Consider the following 14,263-nt stretch of genomic DNA (forward strand, 5'->3'; position numbering starts at 1 on the left):
TGCCATATCCCACAATTTCCTCGGTCGTTCTGCCTGCTGCAAAAAAATGTTGCGCCGTGTCATCGGCCCGTCATGTTCGCCCCCTATACTTGCTTCATCTGCTGTACAGGCAACCGATATGCCTGACTACAGACAGGTGTGCTGCGATGGCACACCACTCCCCTTTCATGACTGTGGCGCGCGCCGGCAAGGCGGGCGACATGGTGAGTACCGAGCAACTCTCAACTCTTGGCCCATTTCATTTGGGTTTTTGGCCCGCGTCCCCGCGGGCCTTTTTTTTGCCTGTACGGCAGGCTCTTGTGCGAAAACATGGTGGCCCGCCATGCACATGATATTGTGACTGCCTTTCCATCTGTCCTGACGCATCATGCCTTCACCATTACTCGAACTCTGCTTTGCCGACCGCCACGCACGCCTGCGCTACCGTACCGCACTGCTGTTGTATGTCCTGGTGATCCTGGTCGGCGACATACCCGGCGTGCGCGCGGACGTGGGCCAATATGCCTCGGGCGGCGTACTGCATTCCTTCGGCTATGGCGTGCTGGCCCTGATCCTGTTCAGCGGCACGGGCGGCAGCATGGCGCGCCGGGCGCTGCTGTCGGTACTGATGGTGGCGGCCATGGGCGCGCTGGACGAATTCATCCAGAGTTTCCTGCCTTACCGCCATGGCGCCGTGAGCGACTGGGTGGTCGATATCACGGCCGCAGCGGCGGTCTGCCTGCCACTGTATTTTCTCTGGCCCAAAATGGTCGCCGCTGCCCTTGGCAAGAGCGCGCCGCTGCCCGAAGCCTGACCGGGGGCAATGCCCGCCCGTCAGGCGCGATCCGCTACGTTATCCTGCAATGCCAGCCGCAACTGTCCCTGGCCGCACGCACTGGGCTTGCCCAGACGCCGCATCAGGGCGCGCGTTTCGCGCCGGCTGCCTGCCCCGATGGCGCGTGCCGCGTCGCGCTGCATGTCGAGCAACTGTTCCGAGCGCGCCAGCCGCACCAGTCCATGCAAGGCCTGGGTCAGTACATGGCGTGCACGGGCATCACGTGCAGTGCCGACGACGGCCAGCACCAACGTATCGATCAGTTTTGCGGTAGGGCCAGATGACATTTTTTCTCCCGATTCAACATTGAGGAAACGTGCGTGCGCACGACCTAGTGATTACCAACATCGTTTATACCAAGCACAGCAATGAGACGCTTGATCTGGCTCAATCGACAATGACGGCTGCCGCTACAAAGGCGCAGGCGGTACGGCGGCTCGCGCTAGCAGACGGCTAGGCTCAAGCCAGCGCCAGGGTCAGCGGCCGGCTGCGCCCCTGCACCATGGCCGAAGGCCAGGCCGGGTCGTGCGTCAGGTTGTGCAATTGGCTGCCGTCGAGCAGAAACGTGTCTTCCACCGTGCTGCCGGGCAGGCTGGGGTGGAAGGCCAGCGCCATGCCACGCTTGAGGATGATTTCCGTGTGCGCGCCGGCCGCCACTTCGGGCGCCAGATAGCCATGGATGCCGCCCTGCCGGCTGGTGCGCACCGTGTCGGGCTGGCCTGCATACGCATAGGCGCTGTCGAGCGCGTGATACACCATGCTCAGCGCATGGCCCGTTTCGCAAGCGTCGAGCGCCACCGCTTCCAGCGCCAGCATGGCGGCATCGGCATCATCCATGGCCACCGCCGCGCCATCGGCGCGACGCTGCGCAGGGCCGAAGCGCCGTTGACGGCTCAGGCTGGCGCACAGGCCGAAGCGCCGCGCGCACAAGGCCAGTACGACTTGCGTTCCCAGCACCACCTGGGCCGGCGGCGCGCGCCGATACCGGTGCTGGCGCTCCTCGCCGCTGACCAGCACATGCACGGCCTGCAAGCCCCGCAGCCACAGCGCGCGCACGCACGCGGCAGCCAACTCCTGCTCGCTCCAGTCGGGGCGGGCCTGGCGCAGCGCATCGGCAGCCGCGCCGGCAGCCAGCCGTCCTACCTTGCGATAGCGCTGCTGCTCCGATTCCAGCAGCACCAGCCGCTCTTCGCGCAGGGCCACGGGCAGGCTGCGTTCGTGCAAGCCTGGCCGGTCGGACAAGACCGGCGCACCAGCGGCCGCATGCTGCACGAAATGCTCGCGCAACTCATACAACTGCGGCTGCATCCACGGCGACACTTGCCACGTCCATGGTCCGCGCACTTCTTCCTCGCGCATGCGCATGGCTTCGGCTTCGTCGATCAGGATGTAGGCGGCATCGCGCGTCACCAGCACTTCCGCGCAGCCGCACTCGGCCGTATGGCTATGGCTGTTCGACGCGCCCGCCGTGGCCCACGCAAACCAGTCCACGCCACGCAGGCGCACGGCACCGACACGTTCCTGCTCCAGCCAGCCCCGCATCTGCGCCAGCTTGTGTGCCACTTCCAGTTCCAGCGGCCAGTTCATGACCGCTCCTCGTCCGGATTCAGGCGCGGCACTACCCCGCCTGCCCTGCCTGGCGCCTGCCGGGCCTCCTGTCGTTCATGCATAGCTGCTCCCTTCCTACATACAGACGTAAGACCGGCATGCGCATAAAAAGTTCGGCGCCTGGATTCGTCTCAGGCTTGCAGTCTATGACTTCCTTCTATTTTTGCAAGCAGCTATTTCGCCAGCTCGAACGGCGAACGGGCCCATTTGGCGGGGTTCACAGGCTGCACGTCGCCGTGCGTGATCACGCCCACCCTTTCGTTGCCTTTGCCCATGCCGATGACCAGCACGTGGCCATGATCGTGGAAATCAAATCCCAGGCGCTGCGCCTCTTGCGCCAAGTAGCGCTTGAAACCCGTGTGCTGGGGATTGTCGGCAAACGGCACGGCCGGGTCGGCCACCGTGTTAAAACTGACCATCGTTGCCAGGCTGGCGATCAGCGGTTCCGGATAGGTGGCCAGCGCGTAGCGGGCCGTGTCCTGCGACTGCAGGCTGACGGGCGCGGCGTGAACGGAAAAAGCGGGTAGCAGCAGGCCGATCAGGGTCAGCAAAACAGGTTTCTTGAGCATGGCGGGGCGCATAAAGTGGGGAGGCTCGCTCTAGCATCGCCCGCACCGATTCCCAACCAGCATGAGTTTTTTACCGATCAGTACGCAAATTCCCGATTCGCATTATCATGTGCGCAGCCTGTCTTCCCCGCCACGCTGTCTCGGGTGACCCTGCCAGCGTCAGGGGATAGACAAATCGTCCATTGTGATTTTCCACCACGTCCCGATATCGCTACCATGATTCCATTTTCCATACTCGACCTCGCGCCCATCGCCGAAGGCAGCAACGCCAGCCAGTCGTTCAAGAATACGCTGGACCTGGCGCAGCACGGCGAACGCTGGGGCTACAACCGCTACTGGCTGGCCGAACACCACGGCATGCCCGGCATCGCCAGCGCCGCCACGGCCGTCGTCATCGCCCATGTGGCGGCCGGCACGACGAGCATCCGCGTGGGCGCGGGCGGCGTGATGCTGCCGAACCACTCGCCGCTGGTCATCGCGGAACAGTTCGGCACGCTGGAAGCGCTGCACCCGGGCCGCATCGACCTGGGCCTGGGCCGCGCGCCCGGCTCCGACCAGACGACGGCGCGCGCGCTGCGCCGCGACTTACAGTCCGACGCGGAGCAGTTTCCGCAAGACGTACTGGAATTGATCGACTATATGTCGGACGAACCACGCCAGCGCGTGCTGGCCGTGCCCGGCAAGGGCGCGAAAGTGCCCGTGTGGATACTCGGTTCGAGCCTGTTCGGCGCCCAGCTGGCCGCCCACCTGGGCTTGCCGTACGCGTTCGCCTCGCACTTCGCGCCGCAGATGATGCTGCAAGCCGTGGCCTACTACCGCGAACATTTCAAGCCATCGAAGCAGCTGGCCAAGCCTTACGTGATGCTGGGCTTTAACGTGTTCGCCGCCGACACGGATACGGAAGCGCACCTGCGCGCCACCTCGATGCAGCAAGCCTTCGTCAACCTGCGCACGGGCCGCCCGTCGCGCTTGCAGCCGCCCGTGCCCGGCTATCTGGAACAGCTGGGCCCGCAGGAACGCGCCATGCTCGACTCCGTCCTGTCCTGCACCGCCATCGGCGCACCGGACACGGTGAAGGCGAAGATGGCCGCTTTTATTGCCGAAACAGGTGCCGACGAACTGATGATTACCTCGCAGATCTTCGAACACCAGCACCGGCTGCGCTCGTATGAAATCACGGCGCAGGTGCATGCGGAGCTGGCGCGCGCGCAGTAAGTTTTAACTCTCCCCCGGTATATCCCCCTATACCCTTTTCCCGGCCGTCGGCACCGATCGCCGGGATTTTTTTTTTTTGCCTGCTGTTTTACCCACCGCCCTGCCGCAAAATCGGCCGCGCCCGGCAAGAAATGCGCAGCCCCGCTATCATGCTGATCCAAAAGCATCACTCGAAAGCTGTATCGCATGAAACCTGCAGTCCCCCCTTCCCTCGACGCCAGCACCCTGCTGAGCGCTACCCGCATCCTGCTATTTGCCCTCTCCGCCGGCGTGCTCGTCGCCAGCCTGTACTACGTGCAGCCGCTCACCTCCATGCTGGCCGCCTCGTTTGGCGTGAGCGTGCCGCAAGCGGGTTACCTGGTCACGGCCACGCAGATCGGCTACGTGCTGGGCATCGTGTTTCTGGTGCCCCTCAGCGACGTGCTGAACCGTCGCCAGTTACTGACGTGGATGCTGATCGCCAAGATCGGCGCCCTGCTGCTGGCCGCCACCAGTCAGAACATCATCGTCTTTGCCATTGCCAGCGTCTTGATGGGGATCACGGCCAGCGCCTTGATGGTCGTCACGGCCATGGTGGCCTCGTATGCACCGGATCACAGCCGGGGCCGCATGGTGGGCACCGTCATGACGGGCTTGTTGTTGGGAATCCTGCTGGCGCGTACCGTGTCCGGCACGGTGTCGCAGATCAGCGGTGGCTGGCGCACCGTCTACGTACTGGCCGCCATCGTCGTCGCAGCCCTGCTCGTCATGCTGCGCCGCATCCTGCCGAACGAGGCGCCGCGGGGCAAGCTGCAATATGGAAAATTGATGGCCTCGCTGGCCGACATCATCCGCCAGGAACCGTTGCTGCGCCAGCGCGCCCTGTTCTCGGGCCTGGGCCTGGGCACCTTCAGCGTGTTCTGGACAGGCCTGACCTTCTTGCTCAGCGGCGCGCCGTATCACTACTCGGAAATGCAGATCGGCCTGTTCGGCCTGGCGGGCGCCACGGGTGCCTTTGCCGCCAATACGGCGGGCCGCATGGCTGACCGCGGCTACGCGCGCCAGGCCACGTGGCTGCTGGCCGTCGCCTCCATCGCGGGCTGGGCCCTGATCGGCTTTGGCGCCCATTCGCTGGTGCTACTGCTGATCGGCATCGTACTGCTGGACATGGGCGTGATGGGCTTGCAAGTGACGCACCAGTCCATCATCTACAAACTGGCGCCGCATGCGCGGGCAAGGGTCACTACCGTGTTCATCGCAGGCGGCTTCATCGGCGCCTCGGCCGGCTCGGCGCTGGCCAGTGCCAGCTTTGCCGCCGGCGGCTGGCCCGCGCTATGCATGGTGGGCGGCGCCATGCCGCTGTTGATGCTGCTGGTGTGGAGCAAGTACCGATTCGAGCAGCGAAAGCTGGGGTCAGCCCCCCGGGTGAGTTAGCGCTAATCTTGATGTTGGCGGTATTGAGGGTCTGACCCCGGGTTTATTTTGCGGCCTGCTCACGCGCCTTGCCAAACGCATCGCCCGCCTTCCAGGCCGGCATCTTCGCTGCGTTCGCCACGGCTTGTCCCAGGTTCAGGGTGAATTGCGCCTGCTGCGTCATGCCGGACAAATCCCAGCTGGCGTCGTACTCATCGGTCACTTGATGGTAGCGGGGGCCGTAGGCGGCCGCCTTGGCTTTCGACGCGGCCACGTCCTTGATGTACTCGCGTCCGCCATTGATGGAAAACGCGGGCACGCCTGCCTTGGCAAAGCTGAAATGATCGCTGCGGAAATAACCGCCAGCCAGGTCGGGACGCGCTTGCGCAATGTGCATGCCCATGGATTTCGCCACCGTGGCGGCCATGGCACCCAGTTCCGTGCGCTCGCTGCCTTGCGCACCGATGTCATGCGTGGCGCCGACAAAGTTCAGGCTGTCCAGATTCAACGCGGCCGCCGTCTTGTTCAAAGGCCACAGCGGGTCGGCTGCGTAAGCGGCGCTGCCCAGCAAGCCTTGTTCCTCGGCCGCTACCCACAGGAATATCTGCGTGCGCTTCGCCGGTTTCTTGACGGCTTCCTGCGCCATGGCCAGCAAGCCGGCCGTGCCGGAAGCGTTATCGACGGCGCCGTTGTAAATCGTATCTCCGCTGTCACCTTGCTTGCCCAGGTGGTCCCAGTGGCCGCTGTAGATGACGGCTTCATCCTTCAATGTCGGATCGGTACCCGGCACCATGCCGGCGATATTGAACTGCTCCACCTTGCGCACGATGGACTTCATGTCGCCCGACAACTTGGCGTTCAAGGCGACGGCCTTGAAGTCCTTGCTTTCCGCTTGCGCGCGCAAGGCATCCAAATCCTGCCCGCCCGCAGCAAACAGACGGCGCGCCGCGTCTTCCGCGATCCAGCCCTGCAGCGGCGTGCCGGCAGTGCGGTCTGCCAGTTGGAAGCGCTCGCTGCCGCTCCAGCTGTTTTGCACCACGCTCCAGTCGTACGATGCGGACGGTTTCGTGTGGATCAGCAATACGCCAGCCGCGCCCTGGCGTTTGGCTTCCTCGAATTTGTAGGTCCAGCGGCCGTAATACGTCAGCGCCTTGCCGGCGAAGCGGTTCGGCTCGGTGGCTGTGGGTTGCGGATCGTTGACCATCATGACGACGATCTTGTCTTTGACATCGGCGCCCTTGAAATCGTTCCAGCCCTCTTCCGGCGCCGTGACGCCGTAGCCGACGAACACCAGCGCCGCGTCCAAGGTGTGGGCGGCAACGGAGTCGCCCGTGGCCCAGACCCAGTCCGGGCCGAACGCCAGCGGTACGGCCTTGCCGCCCGCCACGGCTTGCAGGCTGCTGTCTTGTGGCAAGGATTTTACACCGGCGATATGTACGCTCTGGCGATAACTATTTCCCCGCACGGGGCGCAAACCGGCCATCTGCGCCTGGGTTTCCAGATACGCCACCGTCAGGTCGGCGCCGCGCTGGCCCGTGCCGCGACCTTCCAGCAAATCGTTGGACAGGAAGGCCAGGTGGGCGCGCAGCGGCCCTTCCTGCACCATGGGCAAACCGGTCGCGGCGTGGGCGGAAAACGCCAGCGCAGTCAAGGCGAGGGAAGAAAACAGCTTCTGCATAAGATCCTTTGGGTAAGAGGAGACATTCAGTCCGGCGGATGGCCGGGCCGGCGATTGTATGCCATGGGGCAGGCACATCAAAATGCGGACAAAAAAAATCCCCGCAGCAAGGGCGGGGATAGCAGAAAGAAGAGCGTCAGACCAGCAAGGCCGCCGCCAGCGATTCGATCTCTTCGGCCGATTCGTCGAGAATGGTGTGCAGGGTGCTGCCGCCAATCCCAAAATCGATCTTCGCCGCTGCCAGGCGTCGCTCGGCGCTTTCCGGCGGGTGCAGGGGCGAGCCCACAGGCGACAGATCGTTGGCCAGCACCAGGGTCGCGCCCAGGGTGCGGGGCGGGAACGGGCTGCCACCGTGCCACATGCCTTCCACGGCCTGCAAGACCATGTCGGGTACTTGCAGCTGGCGCAACACGCCGCGGCCGATCAGTTTTTCGCCGTATTCGATCCAGTCTTCCGTGTTGTCGTCGAGCAAGCCCGGATATTCCTCGGCGCGCGACAGCAGATAAAAGCCGCCCACTTCATGCACGATGGCGGCGAACATGGCCGTTTCCACGTCCACATGCGTGACCTTTTTGGCGATGACCTGGCTCAACGCAGCCACGTGGGCCGTGTGCTCCCACAGCTTGGCGGACTTGGCGCGCAATTGCGGGTCCGTGATCTGGCTGCCCAGCTGGCGCACGATGACGGATGCCACCATCGATTTCAAGGTGGCAAAGCCCAGGCGCGAGACGGCCGCGCGCACATTGGCGATTTCATTGCCGGAACGGTTATAGGCGGCCGAATTGGCCAATGCCACGACCCGCGCCGACAGCAGCGGCTCGGCCATGACCATGCGGGCGGCCGCTTCGATATGGCAATCGGGGTCGTCCAGCGCTTCCTGCAGCTTCAAGGTGGCCTTGACGTTGGCGGGGAACGTCAGCTCGCCCTTGCTCGCTTGCAGCGCGATAATCTTGAATACTTCGAGTCTGTCCATGGGTCGATCTCCGGTACGGGCCTATTCAGGCTCTGCAGTGTGGGTGGGCCGGGAATGCGCTCCCGGCCCGGCTCCCGTTTCCGGCAATATTACAGCATGTTTACAACCACTCCTATTACTTTCCGGAAACTTTCCCTGCCACGCCTTCGACAAAATAATCCATCTTCGTCAGCGCCGCATCGTCCAGCACGCCTTTGTCCAGGCGCACCTTGCCATCGTTATCCTTGATCGGCGCACTGAAAGGATTGAGCTTGCCAGCAACCAAGTCTTTCTCGCGCGCCAATACAAACTGCTTCACATCGGCGGGCACGGCAGCGTTGATGCCTTCCAGCTTGACCATGCCATCCTTGATGCCGCCCCAGGTGCTGCTGGACTTCCATGTACCGTCCAGCACGGCTTGCGCCTGCTTCGTGTAGTACTCGCCCCAATGGTGGGTGACGGCGGCCAGCTGCGCCTTCGGCCCGTACTTTTTCATGTCCGAGTGGTAGGCGATTGCATACTTGCCTTTCTCTTCCGCGGCCTGCACCACGGCGGTCGAGTCCGTGTGGTGGGTGACCACGTCGGCACCCTGGCCGATCAGGGTGATGGCCGCGTCGCGTTCCTTGCCCGGGTCGAACCAGCTATTCACCCACACCACTTTCACTTCCGCCTTGGGGTCGACGCTGCGCATGCCGCGCGTGAAGGCGTTAACTCCCTGCAACACTTCCGGGATGGGAAAGGCCGCCACATAACCGGCCACATGGGTCTTGCTCATCTTGCCGGCCAACACGCCCGCCAGGTAGCGGCCCTCGTAGAAACGCGCATTCGTATTGGCCACGTTGACGGCCGTCTTGTAGCCAGTCAGGTGGATGAACTTCACATTAGGAAATTGCTTCGCCACTTTCAAGGTGGGATTCATGTAGCCGAACGAGGTCGTGATGACCAGCTTGCTGCCCGTTTGCGCCAGGTCACGGATCACGCGCTCCGCATCGGCGCTTTCCGGCACATTTTCCACAAACCGGGTGCTGATCTTGTTGCCCAGCGCCTTTTCCATTTCCTTGCGCGCCTGGTCATGCTGGGTGGTCCAGCCCGCGTCGCCAATGGGGCTGATGTAAACAAAACCGACATTCAGCGGCGCAGTGGCCGGTGCGGCGGCCATGGCAGGCATCAGAATGGCACTGCAAACGGCGACGCACAATAGTTTCTTGGACATGGTTTTCCTTGTGGTGAGTGATTAATTTCCGGGATTGAAATTTTTCCCCAACGAAGCGGGCATGTTGAGCTTGATGTAATTGGCATTGCTGGAGATCAGCACCAGCACGACGATGGCCGCCACGTACGGCAGCATCGACAGCAGTTGCGAGGCGATGGGCACGCCCAGCGCCTGCGCATGGAACGTCAATATCGTGATACCGCCAAACAGGTAGGCACCGCCCACCACGCGCGCCGGGCGCCAGGTGGCAAAGGTGGTCAGCGCCAGCGCGATCCATCCGCGTCCCGCCACCATGCCCTCGACCCACAGCGGCGTGTAGACGAGCGACAAGAAGGCACCGGCCAGGCCGCAGCAGGCGCCGCCGAACAGCACGGCCGCCAGGCGGATGCGGCGCACGGGGTAGCCGAGCGCATGCGCGGACGCTGGCGACTCGCCCACGGCGCGCAACACCAGTCCCGCCCGCGTGCGGTACAAAAACCAGGCGATGGCCACGCACAGCAATAGCGACAGATACACCATCGGATGCTGGCGGAACAGGGCCGGCCCCAGCACGGGAATGTCTTCCAGGAAGGGAATGCCGAACCTGCCGTTGTGCAAGCTGTTGCCCACATAGTTCAGGCCGATATACGTGGATGCGCCCGCGCCAAATAGCGACAGGGCCAGGCCCGTCGCGTACTGGTTCGTGCCCAGCCACACGGTCAGCCAGGCAAAGAAGCCGGACAAGACCATGCTGGCCCCCGCTCCCGCCAGAAAGCCCAGGGTGGGGCTGCCCGTGTTGAGGGCCACGGCAAAGCCCGTGATGGCCGACACCAGCATCATGCCTTCCGCGCCCAGGTTGACCACGCCCGCCTTTTCATTGACCAGCAACCCCAGCGCGGCGAGCATCAGCGGCGTGCCCGCATTGATGCTGGCGGCGATCAATGGTGCTATCGTCAGGGCCAGGTTATCCATGTTTTCTCCAGCGCAGTTTGTATTGGATCAGCACATCGCAGGCGAGCAAGGCGAACAGCAAGATGCCCTGGAACACGCCCGTAATCGCGCTGGGCAAGCCCAGGCGCGATTGCGCCAGTTCGCCGCCAATATAAAACAGGGCCATGACGAAGCTGGAGAAGATCACGCCCACCGGATGCAGCCGCCCCACGAAGGCGACGATGATGGCGGCAAAGCCGTAGCCGGGCGACACGGTGGGCGTGAGCTGCCCCATCGGCCCCAGCACTTCGCACGCGCCCGCCAGGCCCGACAGGGCGCCGCAAATCAGCAGGGACGACCATAAAGTCTTGCGCGAAGAAAAACCCGCATACCGGGCGGCGGCAGGCGCCATGCCGCCCACGCGCAGGCGGAAGCCGGAAATGCTACGGGACAGGTACAGCCAGCCACCCAGGGAAGCCAGCAAGGCGAAGATGATGCCCACGTGCAAGCGCGTATCGCTGATCACCATAGGTAACAGCAAGCCGTCCGACAGCAGTTTCGATTGAGGGAAGTTAAACCCTTCCGGGTCGCGCAGCACGCCGTAGACGAGATAGCTGAGCAGCAATTGGGCGATGTAGACCAGCATCAGCGAGACGAGGATTTCGCTGGCGTTGTAGCGGTCGCGCAGCCATGCCACCAAGCCTGCCCACACCATGCCGCCCGCCATGCCGGCCAGCAGGGAAACGCCGATGATGGCCGTACTTCCCACGCCATCGTCCAGGTACAGGGCGGCCGCGCCGCCGCAGATGGCGCCCAGGGTCAGCTGTCCTTCCGCGCCGATGTTATAGATGTTGGCGCGAAAGCAGATGGCCAGGCCGACGGCGATCAAGAGCAGCGGCGCCACCTTGATGCCCAGCTCGGACCAGCCGTGCGCATCGCGCAAAGGTTCCACGAAGAAGACGGCCAGGCCCGCCAGCGGATCGTGTCCCAGCGCAATAAACAACAGCGCGCCGCACAGCACGGTAAGCAGCACGGCCAGCACGGGCGACAGCCACGACATCAACCTTGACGGTGCGGGACGTGCTTCCAGGCGCAAGGCAAACTTAGCCATGGACAGCCTCCTGCGGCCACAGCCCGCTCATCCATTGCCCCACCTGCGCCACGCTGGCATCAGCCACGTCCAGGGACGGCGAAATCTTTCCTTTCGCCATCACCAGCAAGCGATCGCTGATGTCGAACAATTCATCGAGTTCCTCCGACACGACCAGCAGGGCGCAGCCCGCGTCGCGCAGCGCCAGCAATTCCGCGCGGATTTGCGCGGCCGCGCCCACGTCCACGCCCCAGGTCGGCTGCGCCACCACCAGCACGGTGGGCTCGCGCATGACTTCGCGTCCGACTATGTATTTCTGCAAGTTGCCACCCGACAGGCTGCCCGCCAGCGCTTGCGGCCCGCCCGCCTTCACCTGGAAGCGGGCGATGATGGCCGCCGCCCGCTGCGCGATGACCTTGTGGCGCACGAAGCCGTGGCGGATGGTGGCGGGTGTCTGCAAGCTGAGCAAGACGTTGTCGGCCAGCCCCATGTCGGGCACGGCGCCCCGCCCCAGCCGCTCCTCGGGCACAAAGCCGAAGCCCAGGGCCCGCCGACGTCCCGGCGGCAAGCGTCCCGCCGGCGTGCCGTTCAGCACGATGCTGGCGGGAGCAGCGCGCATGTCCTCGCCAGACAGCGCGGCCAGCAATTCCTGCTGGCCATTGCCGGACACGCCAGCGATGCCGACGATCTCGCCCGCGCGCACGTCGAAATTGAGATCCGTCAATTGCGTGGCGAACGGATGGCTCTTCGGCAAATGCAGATTGCGCACGCTCAACATGGCGGCACCGGGCGTGCGCGCCACGCGCGTGACGGCGGGCGGCTCGGCGCCGATCATCATGCGCGACAGGCTGGCCGCAGACTCTTGCGATGGGTCGCACACGCCCGCATTCTTGCCGGCGCGCACCACCGTGCAGGTATGGCACAGGGCGCGGATCTCGTCGAGCTTGTGGCTGATGTACAGGATGCTGCAGCCTTCGGCCGCCAGCTGGCGCAAGGTGCCAAACAGTTTCTCCACGGCGCCCGGTGTCAGCACGGACGTCGGTTCGTCGAGGATCAACAGTTGCGGCTTGGCCAGCAAGGCGCGCACGATTTCCACGCGCTGGCATTCGCCCACCGACAAGGTGTGCACGTGGCGCTGCGGTTCCAGGTCCAGGCCGTACTGGCGCGCCGTCGCTTCGATGCGCTGCGCCAGTTCCCTCATGTTGGTGCCGGCGGGCAAACCAAGGGCGATGTTTTCTGTCACGGTGAGCGTATCGAACAGGGAAAAATGCTGGAACACCATGGCGATGCCCAGCGCGCGCGCGGCCGACGGGTTGGCGATATCGACCTCGCGGCCATTCCACAGGATGCGGCCACCATCGGGTTGCACGGCACCGTAAATGATTTTCATCAAGGTCGATTTGCCGGCACCGTTTTCGCCGAGCACGGCGTGAATCTGTCCTGGCGCCACGGTCAAGTGGATGCCGTCATTGGCCACCACGGACGGATAGCGCTTGCTGATGTCGTGTAATTCCAGGCGTGCCGTCATTGTTTTTTTCGTGCCTCGCTGCATGGTCGCCGACATAGTCGCCGGTGGGAAAAATCAAGCTGGTGTCTCTATCGTATCGGCATCCGCAGCACTTGGGGGGCGGGCGTGGCGGCACGCATTTCTATTTCCGCAAAAAAACAACACCTGTATACAATTTTGAAAAAAATTATCAGCTTTACAGCAGCCGCCTTACCCCGCAAGGGCCAGAAGGTGCGATGATTATATGCAGAAAATGATAGTAACTATGCAGAAAATACATATCGTCCGGTGCGGCGATGCTCGCATCATGGATTGAACGGCGCGCAATATATCCCATCGCAGCGCTTCATGCGGGCTACGCCCCCTGCCATCCCGAATATCCGTTTTTCAACACCGCCATCAGGAGCCGAAAGTGCCAAAAACCATACCGTGTCTGTTGCTCTGCCTCACTACTACCCTCGGCGTGGGAGCGACCGCCCAGGCTGCCGAATGGAGCGACACCTCGCTCAGCTGGCGCGCCGGCAATGATTACCGCGAGCCCTTCAATCCCGATGACATCAAGAAAAACATCTTTGCCATCACGCACGCCAGCGGCTACAAATACGGCAGCAACTTCGTCAACCTGGATTTCCTGCTGTCCGACAGCAAGGACCCTGGCGCGCTGGGCAAGACTTCCGGCGCGCAAGAGGCGTATCTGGTGTACCGCAACACCATCGACATCGGCAAGGTGCGCGGCAGCGACATCAAGTTCGGCCCCGTGCGCGGCGTCGGGGTCACCCTGGGCTTTGACGTCAACACGAAAAATGACGTCGGCTACAACTCGCGCAAGCGCATGCTGGTGGCCGGCCCCACGCTGATGTGGGACGTGCCTGGCTTCTTCAACACCAGCCTGCTGTTGCTGCGTGAAAGCAACGCCCCAAGCGGCGCCTTCCCGCCTATCTCCCAAGTAACGGGCCGCTACACGTATAAAACGCACGCCATGCTGGCGGGCGCCTGGGCCATTCCCCTGTCGCCGCTATTCTCGTTCGAAGGTTTCTTTAACCTCATCGATTCCAAAGGCAAGGATGAAGTGGGACGCGACACGGCGGTGGAAACGAATATCGACATGCAAGTGATGTACGACGTGGGTGCAGCCCTGGGCAGCGCCAAGAACACCTTCCGCGTGGGCCTGGAATACCAGTACTGGAAGAATAAGTTCGGCAACTCGCCCGCCACCACGGGCAATGTGGGCCAGACGGCGAAGACGCCGATGATACGCGCGGAGTACCATTTCTAAGAATCATTGTCACGCATCAACACCCACGCTCGCGCCTGAT

13 protein-coding genes are annotated in these 14,263 nt (G+C 63.4%); 4 read left to right on the forward strand and 9 right to left on the reverse strand.

What is annotated here, in order from left to right; all coding sequences use genetic code 11:
• The first annotated feature begins 367 nt into the window (after window positions 1-367).
• Entirely contained in the window at window positions 368-793 is a 426-nt protein-coding gene (locus ACQ4WN_RS05220) for a VanZ family protein (protein ID WP_436550559.1), read from the forward strand.
• 20 nt (window positions 794-813) lie between these two features.
• Here the strand turns inward: ACQ4WN_RS05220 and ACQ4WN_RS05225 are convergent, their stop codons facing one another.
• The 3 genes from ACQ4WN_RS05225 to ACQ4WN_RS05235 form a co-directional block, all read right to left on the reverse strand.
• Window positions 814-1,101, reverse strand: a complete 288-nt coding sequence (locus tag ACQ4WN_RS05225) for a hypothetical protein (RefSeq protein WP_436550560.1) — start codon at window positions 1,099-1,101, stop codon at window positions 814-816.
• Between the two features lie 172 nt (window positions 1,102-1,273).
• The gene (locus ACQ4WN_RS05230) at window positions 1,274-2,401 is read right to left on the reverse strand and encodes a M24 family metallopeptidase (protein ID WP_436550561.1); all 1,128 of its coding nucleotides are present in this window, start codon (window positions 2,399-2,401) and stop codon (window positions 1,274-1,276) included.
• Between the two features lie 194 nt (window positions 2,402-2,595).
• On the reverse strand, window positions 2,596-2,991 hold the full coding sequence (locus ACQ4WN_RS05235; protein ID WP_436550562.1) for a hypothetical protein: 396 nt from the start codon (window positions 2,989-2,991) through the stop codon (window positions 2,596-2,598).
• Window positions 2,992-3,207: 216 nt separating this feature from the next.
• Here ACQ4WN_RS05235 and ACQ4WN_RS05240 point away from each other — a divergent pair, with 216 nt between their 5' ends.
• Both ACQ4WN_RS05240 and ACQ4WN_RS05245 read left to right on the forward strand, forming a co-directional pair.
• A complete protein-coding gene (locus ACQ4WN_RS05240; protein ID WP_436550563.1) occupies window positions 3,208-4,206 on the forward strand; it encodes an LLM class flavin-dependent oxidoreductase in 999 nt (332 codons plus the stop codon).
• Window positions 4,207-4,392: 186 nt separating this feature from the next.
• Entirely contained in the window at window positions 4,393-5,619 is a 1,227-nt protein-coding gene (locus ACQ4WN_RS05245; RefSeq protein ID WP_436550564.1) for an MFS transporter, read from the forward strand.
• 43 nt (window positions 5,620-5,662) lie between these two features.
• Here ACQ4WN_RS05245 and ACQ4WN_RS05250 read toward each other — a convergent pair whose 3' ends face one another.
• From ACQ4WN_RS05250 to ACQ4WN_RS05275, 6 genes are all read right to left on the reverse strand, one after another.
• Window positions 5,663-7,276: a M28 family peptidase gene (locus ACQ4WN_RS05250; protein ID WP_436550565.1), complete on the reverse strand. Its 1,614-nt coding sequence runs from the start codon at window positions 7,274-7,276 to the stop codon at window positions 5,663-5,665.
• A 136-nt stretch (window positions 7,277-7,412) separates the two neighbouring features.
• Window positions 7,413-8,249, reverse strand: coding sequence for an HDOD domain-containing protein (locus tag ACQ4WN_RS05255; protein WP_436550566.1), 837 nt, complete (start codon window positions 8,247-8,249; stop codon window positions 7,413-7,415).
• Between the two features lie 115 nt (window positions 8,250-8,364).
• Entirely contained in the window at window positions 8,365-9,441 is a 1,077-nt protein-coding gene (locus ACQ4WN_RS05260; RefSeq protein WP_436550567.1) for a BMP family ABC transporter substrate-binding protein, read from the reverse strand.
• Between the two features lie 21 nt (window positions 9,442-9,462).
• Window positions 9,463-10,392 carry an ABC transporter permease gene (locus tag ACQ4WN_RS05265; RefSeq protein ID WP_436550568.1) on the reverse strand — a complete coding sequence of 310 codons (930 nt, stop codon included), beginning with the start codon at window positions 10,390-10,392 and terminating at the stop codon, window positions 9,463-9,465.
• Window positions 10,385-11,461, reverse strand: a complete 1,077-nt coding sequence (locus ACQ4WN_RS05270) for an ABC transporter permease (protein WP_436550569.1) — start codon at window positions 11,459-11,461, stop codon at window positions 10,385-10,387. Before ACQ4WN_RS05270 ends, ACQ4WN_RS05265 begins: the two co-directional genes overlap by 8 nt.
• Window positions 11,454-12,968, reverse strand: coding sequence for an ABC transporter ATP-binding protein (locus ACQ4WN_RS05275; protein ID WP_436550570.1), 1,515 nt, complete (start codon window positions 12,966-12,968; stop codon window positions 11,454-11,456). Before ACQ4WN_RS05275 ends, ACQ4WN_RS05270 begins: the two co-directional genes overlap by 8 nt.
• Before the next feature lie 442 nt (window positions 12,969-13,410).
• Here ACQ4WN_RS05275 and ACQ4WN_RS05280 point away from each other — a divergent pair, with 442 nt between their 5' ends.
• A complete protein-coding gene (locus ACQ4WN_RS05280) occupies window positions 13,411-14,223 on the forward strand; it encodes an outer envelope protein (protein WP_436550644.1) in 813 nt (270 codons plus the stop codon).
• Window positions 14,224-14,263 lie beyond the last annotated feature (40 nt).

The sequence above is a fragment of the Janthinobacterium pasteuri genome, from assembly GCF_051380775.1.
In the GTDB taxonomy this organism is placed as follows: Bacteria; Pseudomonadota; Gammaproteobacteria; order Burkholderiales; family Burkholderiaceae_D; genus Janthinobacterium.

Bases quoted from the DNA above. Each gene is read 5' to 3' on its own strand.
- ACQ4WN_RS05220 (WP_436550559.1), top strand. From the start codon at position 368: ATGCCTTCACCATTACTCGAACTCTGCTTTGCCGACCGCCACGCACGC.
- ACQ4WN_RS05225 (WP_436550560.1), bottom strand. From the start codon at position 1,101: ATGTCATCTGGCCCTACCGCAAAACTGATCGATACGTTGGTGCTGGCC.
- ACQ4WN_RS05230 (WP_436550561.1), bottom strand. From the start codon at position 2,401: ATGAACTGGCCGCTGGAACTGGAAGTGGCACACAAGCTGGCGCAGATG.
- ACQ4WN_RS05235 (WP_436550562.1), bottom strand. From the start codon at position 2,991: ATGCTCAAGAAACCTGTTTTGCTGACCCTGATCGGCCTGCTGCTACCC.
- ACQ4WN_RS05240 (WP_436550563.1), top strand. From the start codon at position 3,208: ATGATTCCATTTTCCATACTCGACCTCGCGCCCATCGCCGAAGGCAGC.
- ACQ4WN_RS05245 (WP_436550564.1), top strand. From the start codon at position 4,393: ATGAAACCTGCAGTCCCCCCTTCCCTCGACGCCAGCACCCTGCTGAGC.
- ACQ4WN_RS05250 (WP_436550565.1), bottom strand. From the start codon at position 7,276: ATGCAGAAGCTGTTTTCTTCCCTCGCCTTGACTGCGCTGGCGTTTTCC.
- ACQ4WN_RS05255 (WP_436550566.1), bottom strand. From the start codon at position 8,249: ATGGACAGACTCGAAGTATTCAAGATTATCGCGCTGCAAGCGAGCAAG.
- ACQ4WN_RS05260 (WP_436550567.1), bottom strand. From the start codon at position 9,441: ATGTCCAAGAAACTATTGTGCGTCGCCGTTTGCAGTGCCATTCTGATG.
- ACQ4WN_RS05265 (WP_436550568.1), bottom strand. From the start codon at position 10,392: ATGGATAACCTGGCCCTGACGATAGCACCATTGATCGCCGCCAGCATC.
- ACQ4WN_RS05270 (WP_436550569.1), bottom strand. From the start codon at position 11,461: ATGGCTAAGTTTGCCTTGCGCCTGGAAGCACGTCCCGCACCGTCAAGG.
- ACQ4WN_RS05275 (WP_436550570.1), bottom strand. From the start codon at position 12,968: ATGACGGCACGCCTGGAATTACACGACATCAGCAAGCGCTATCCGTCC.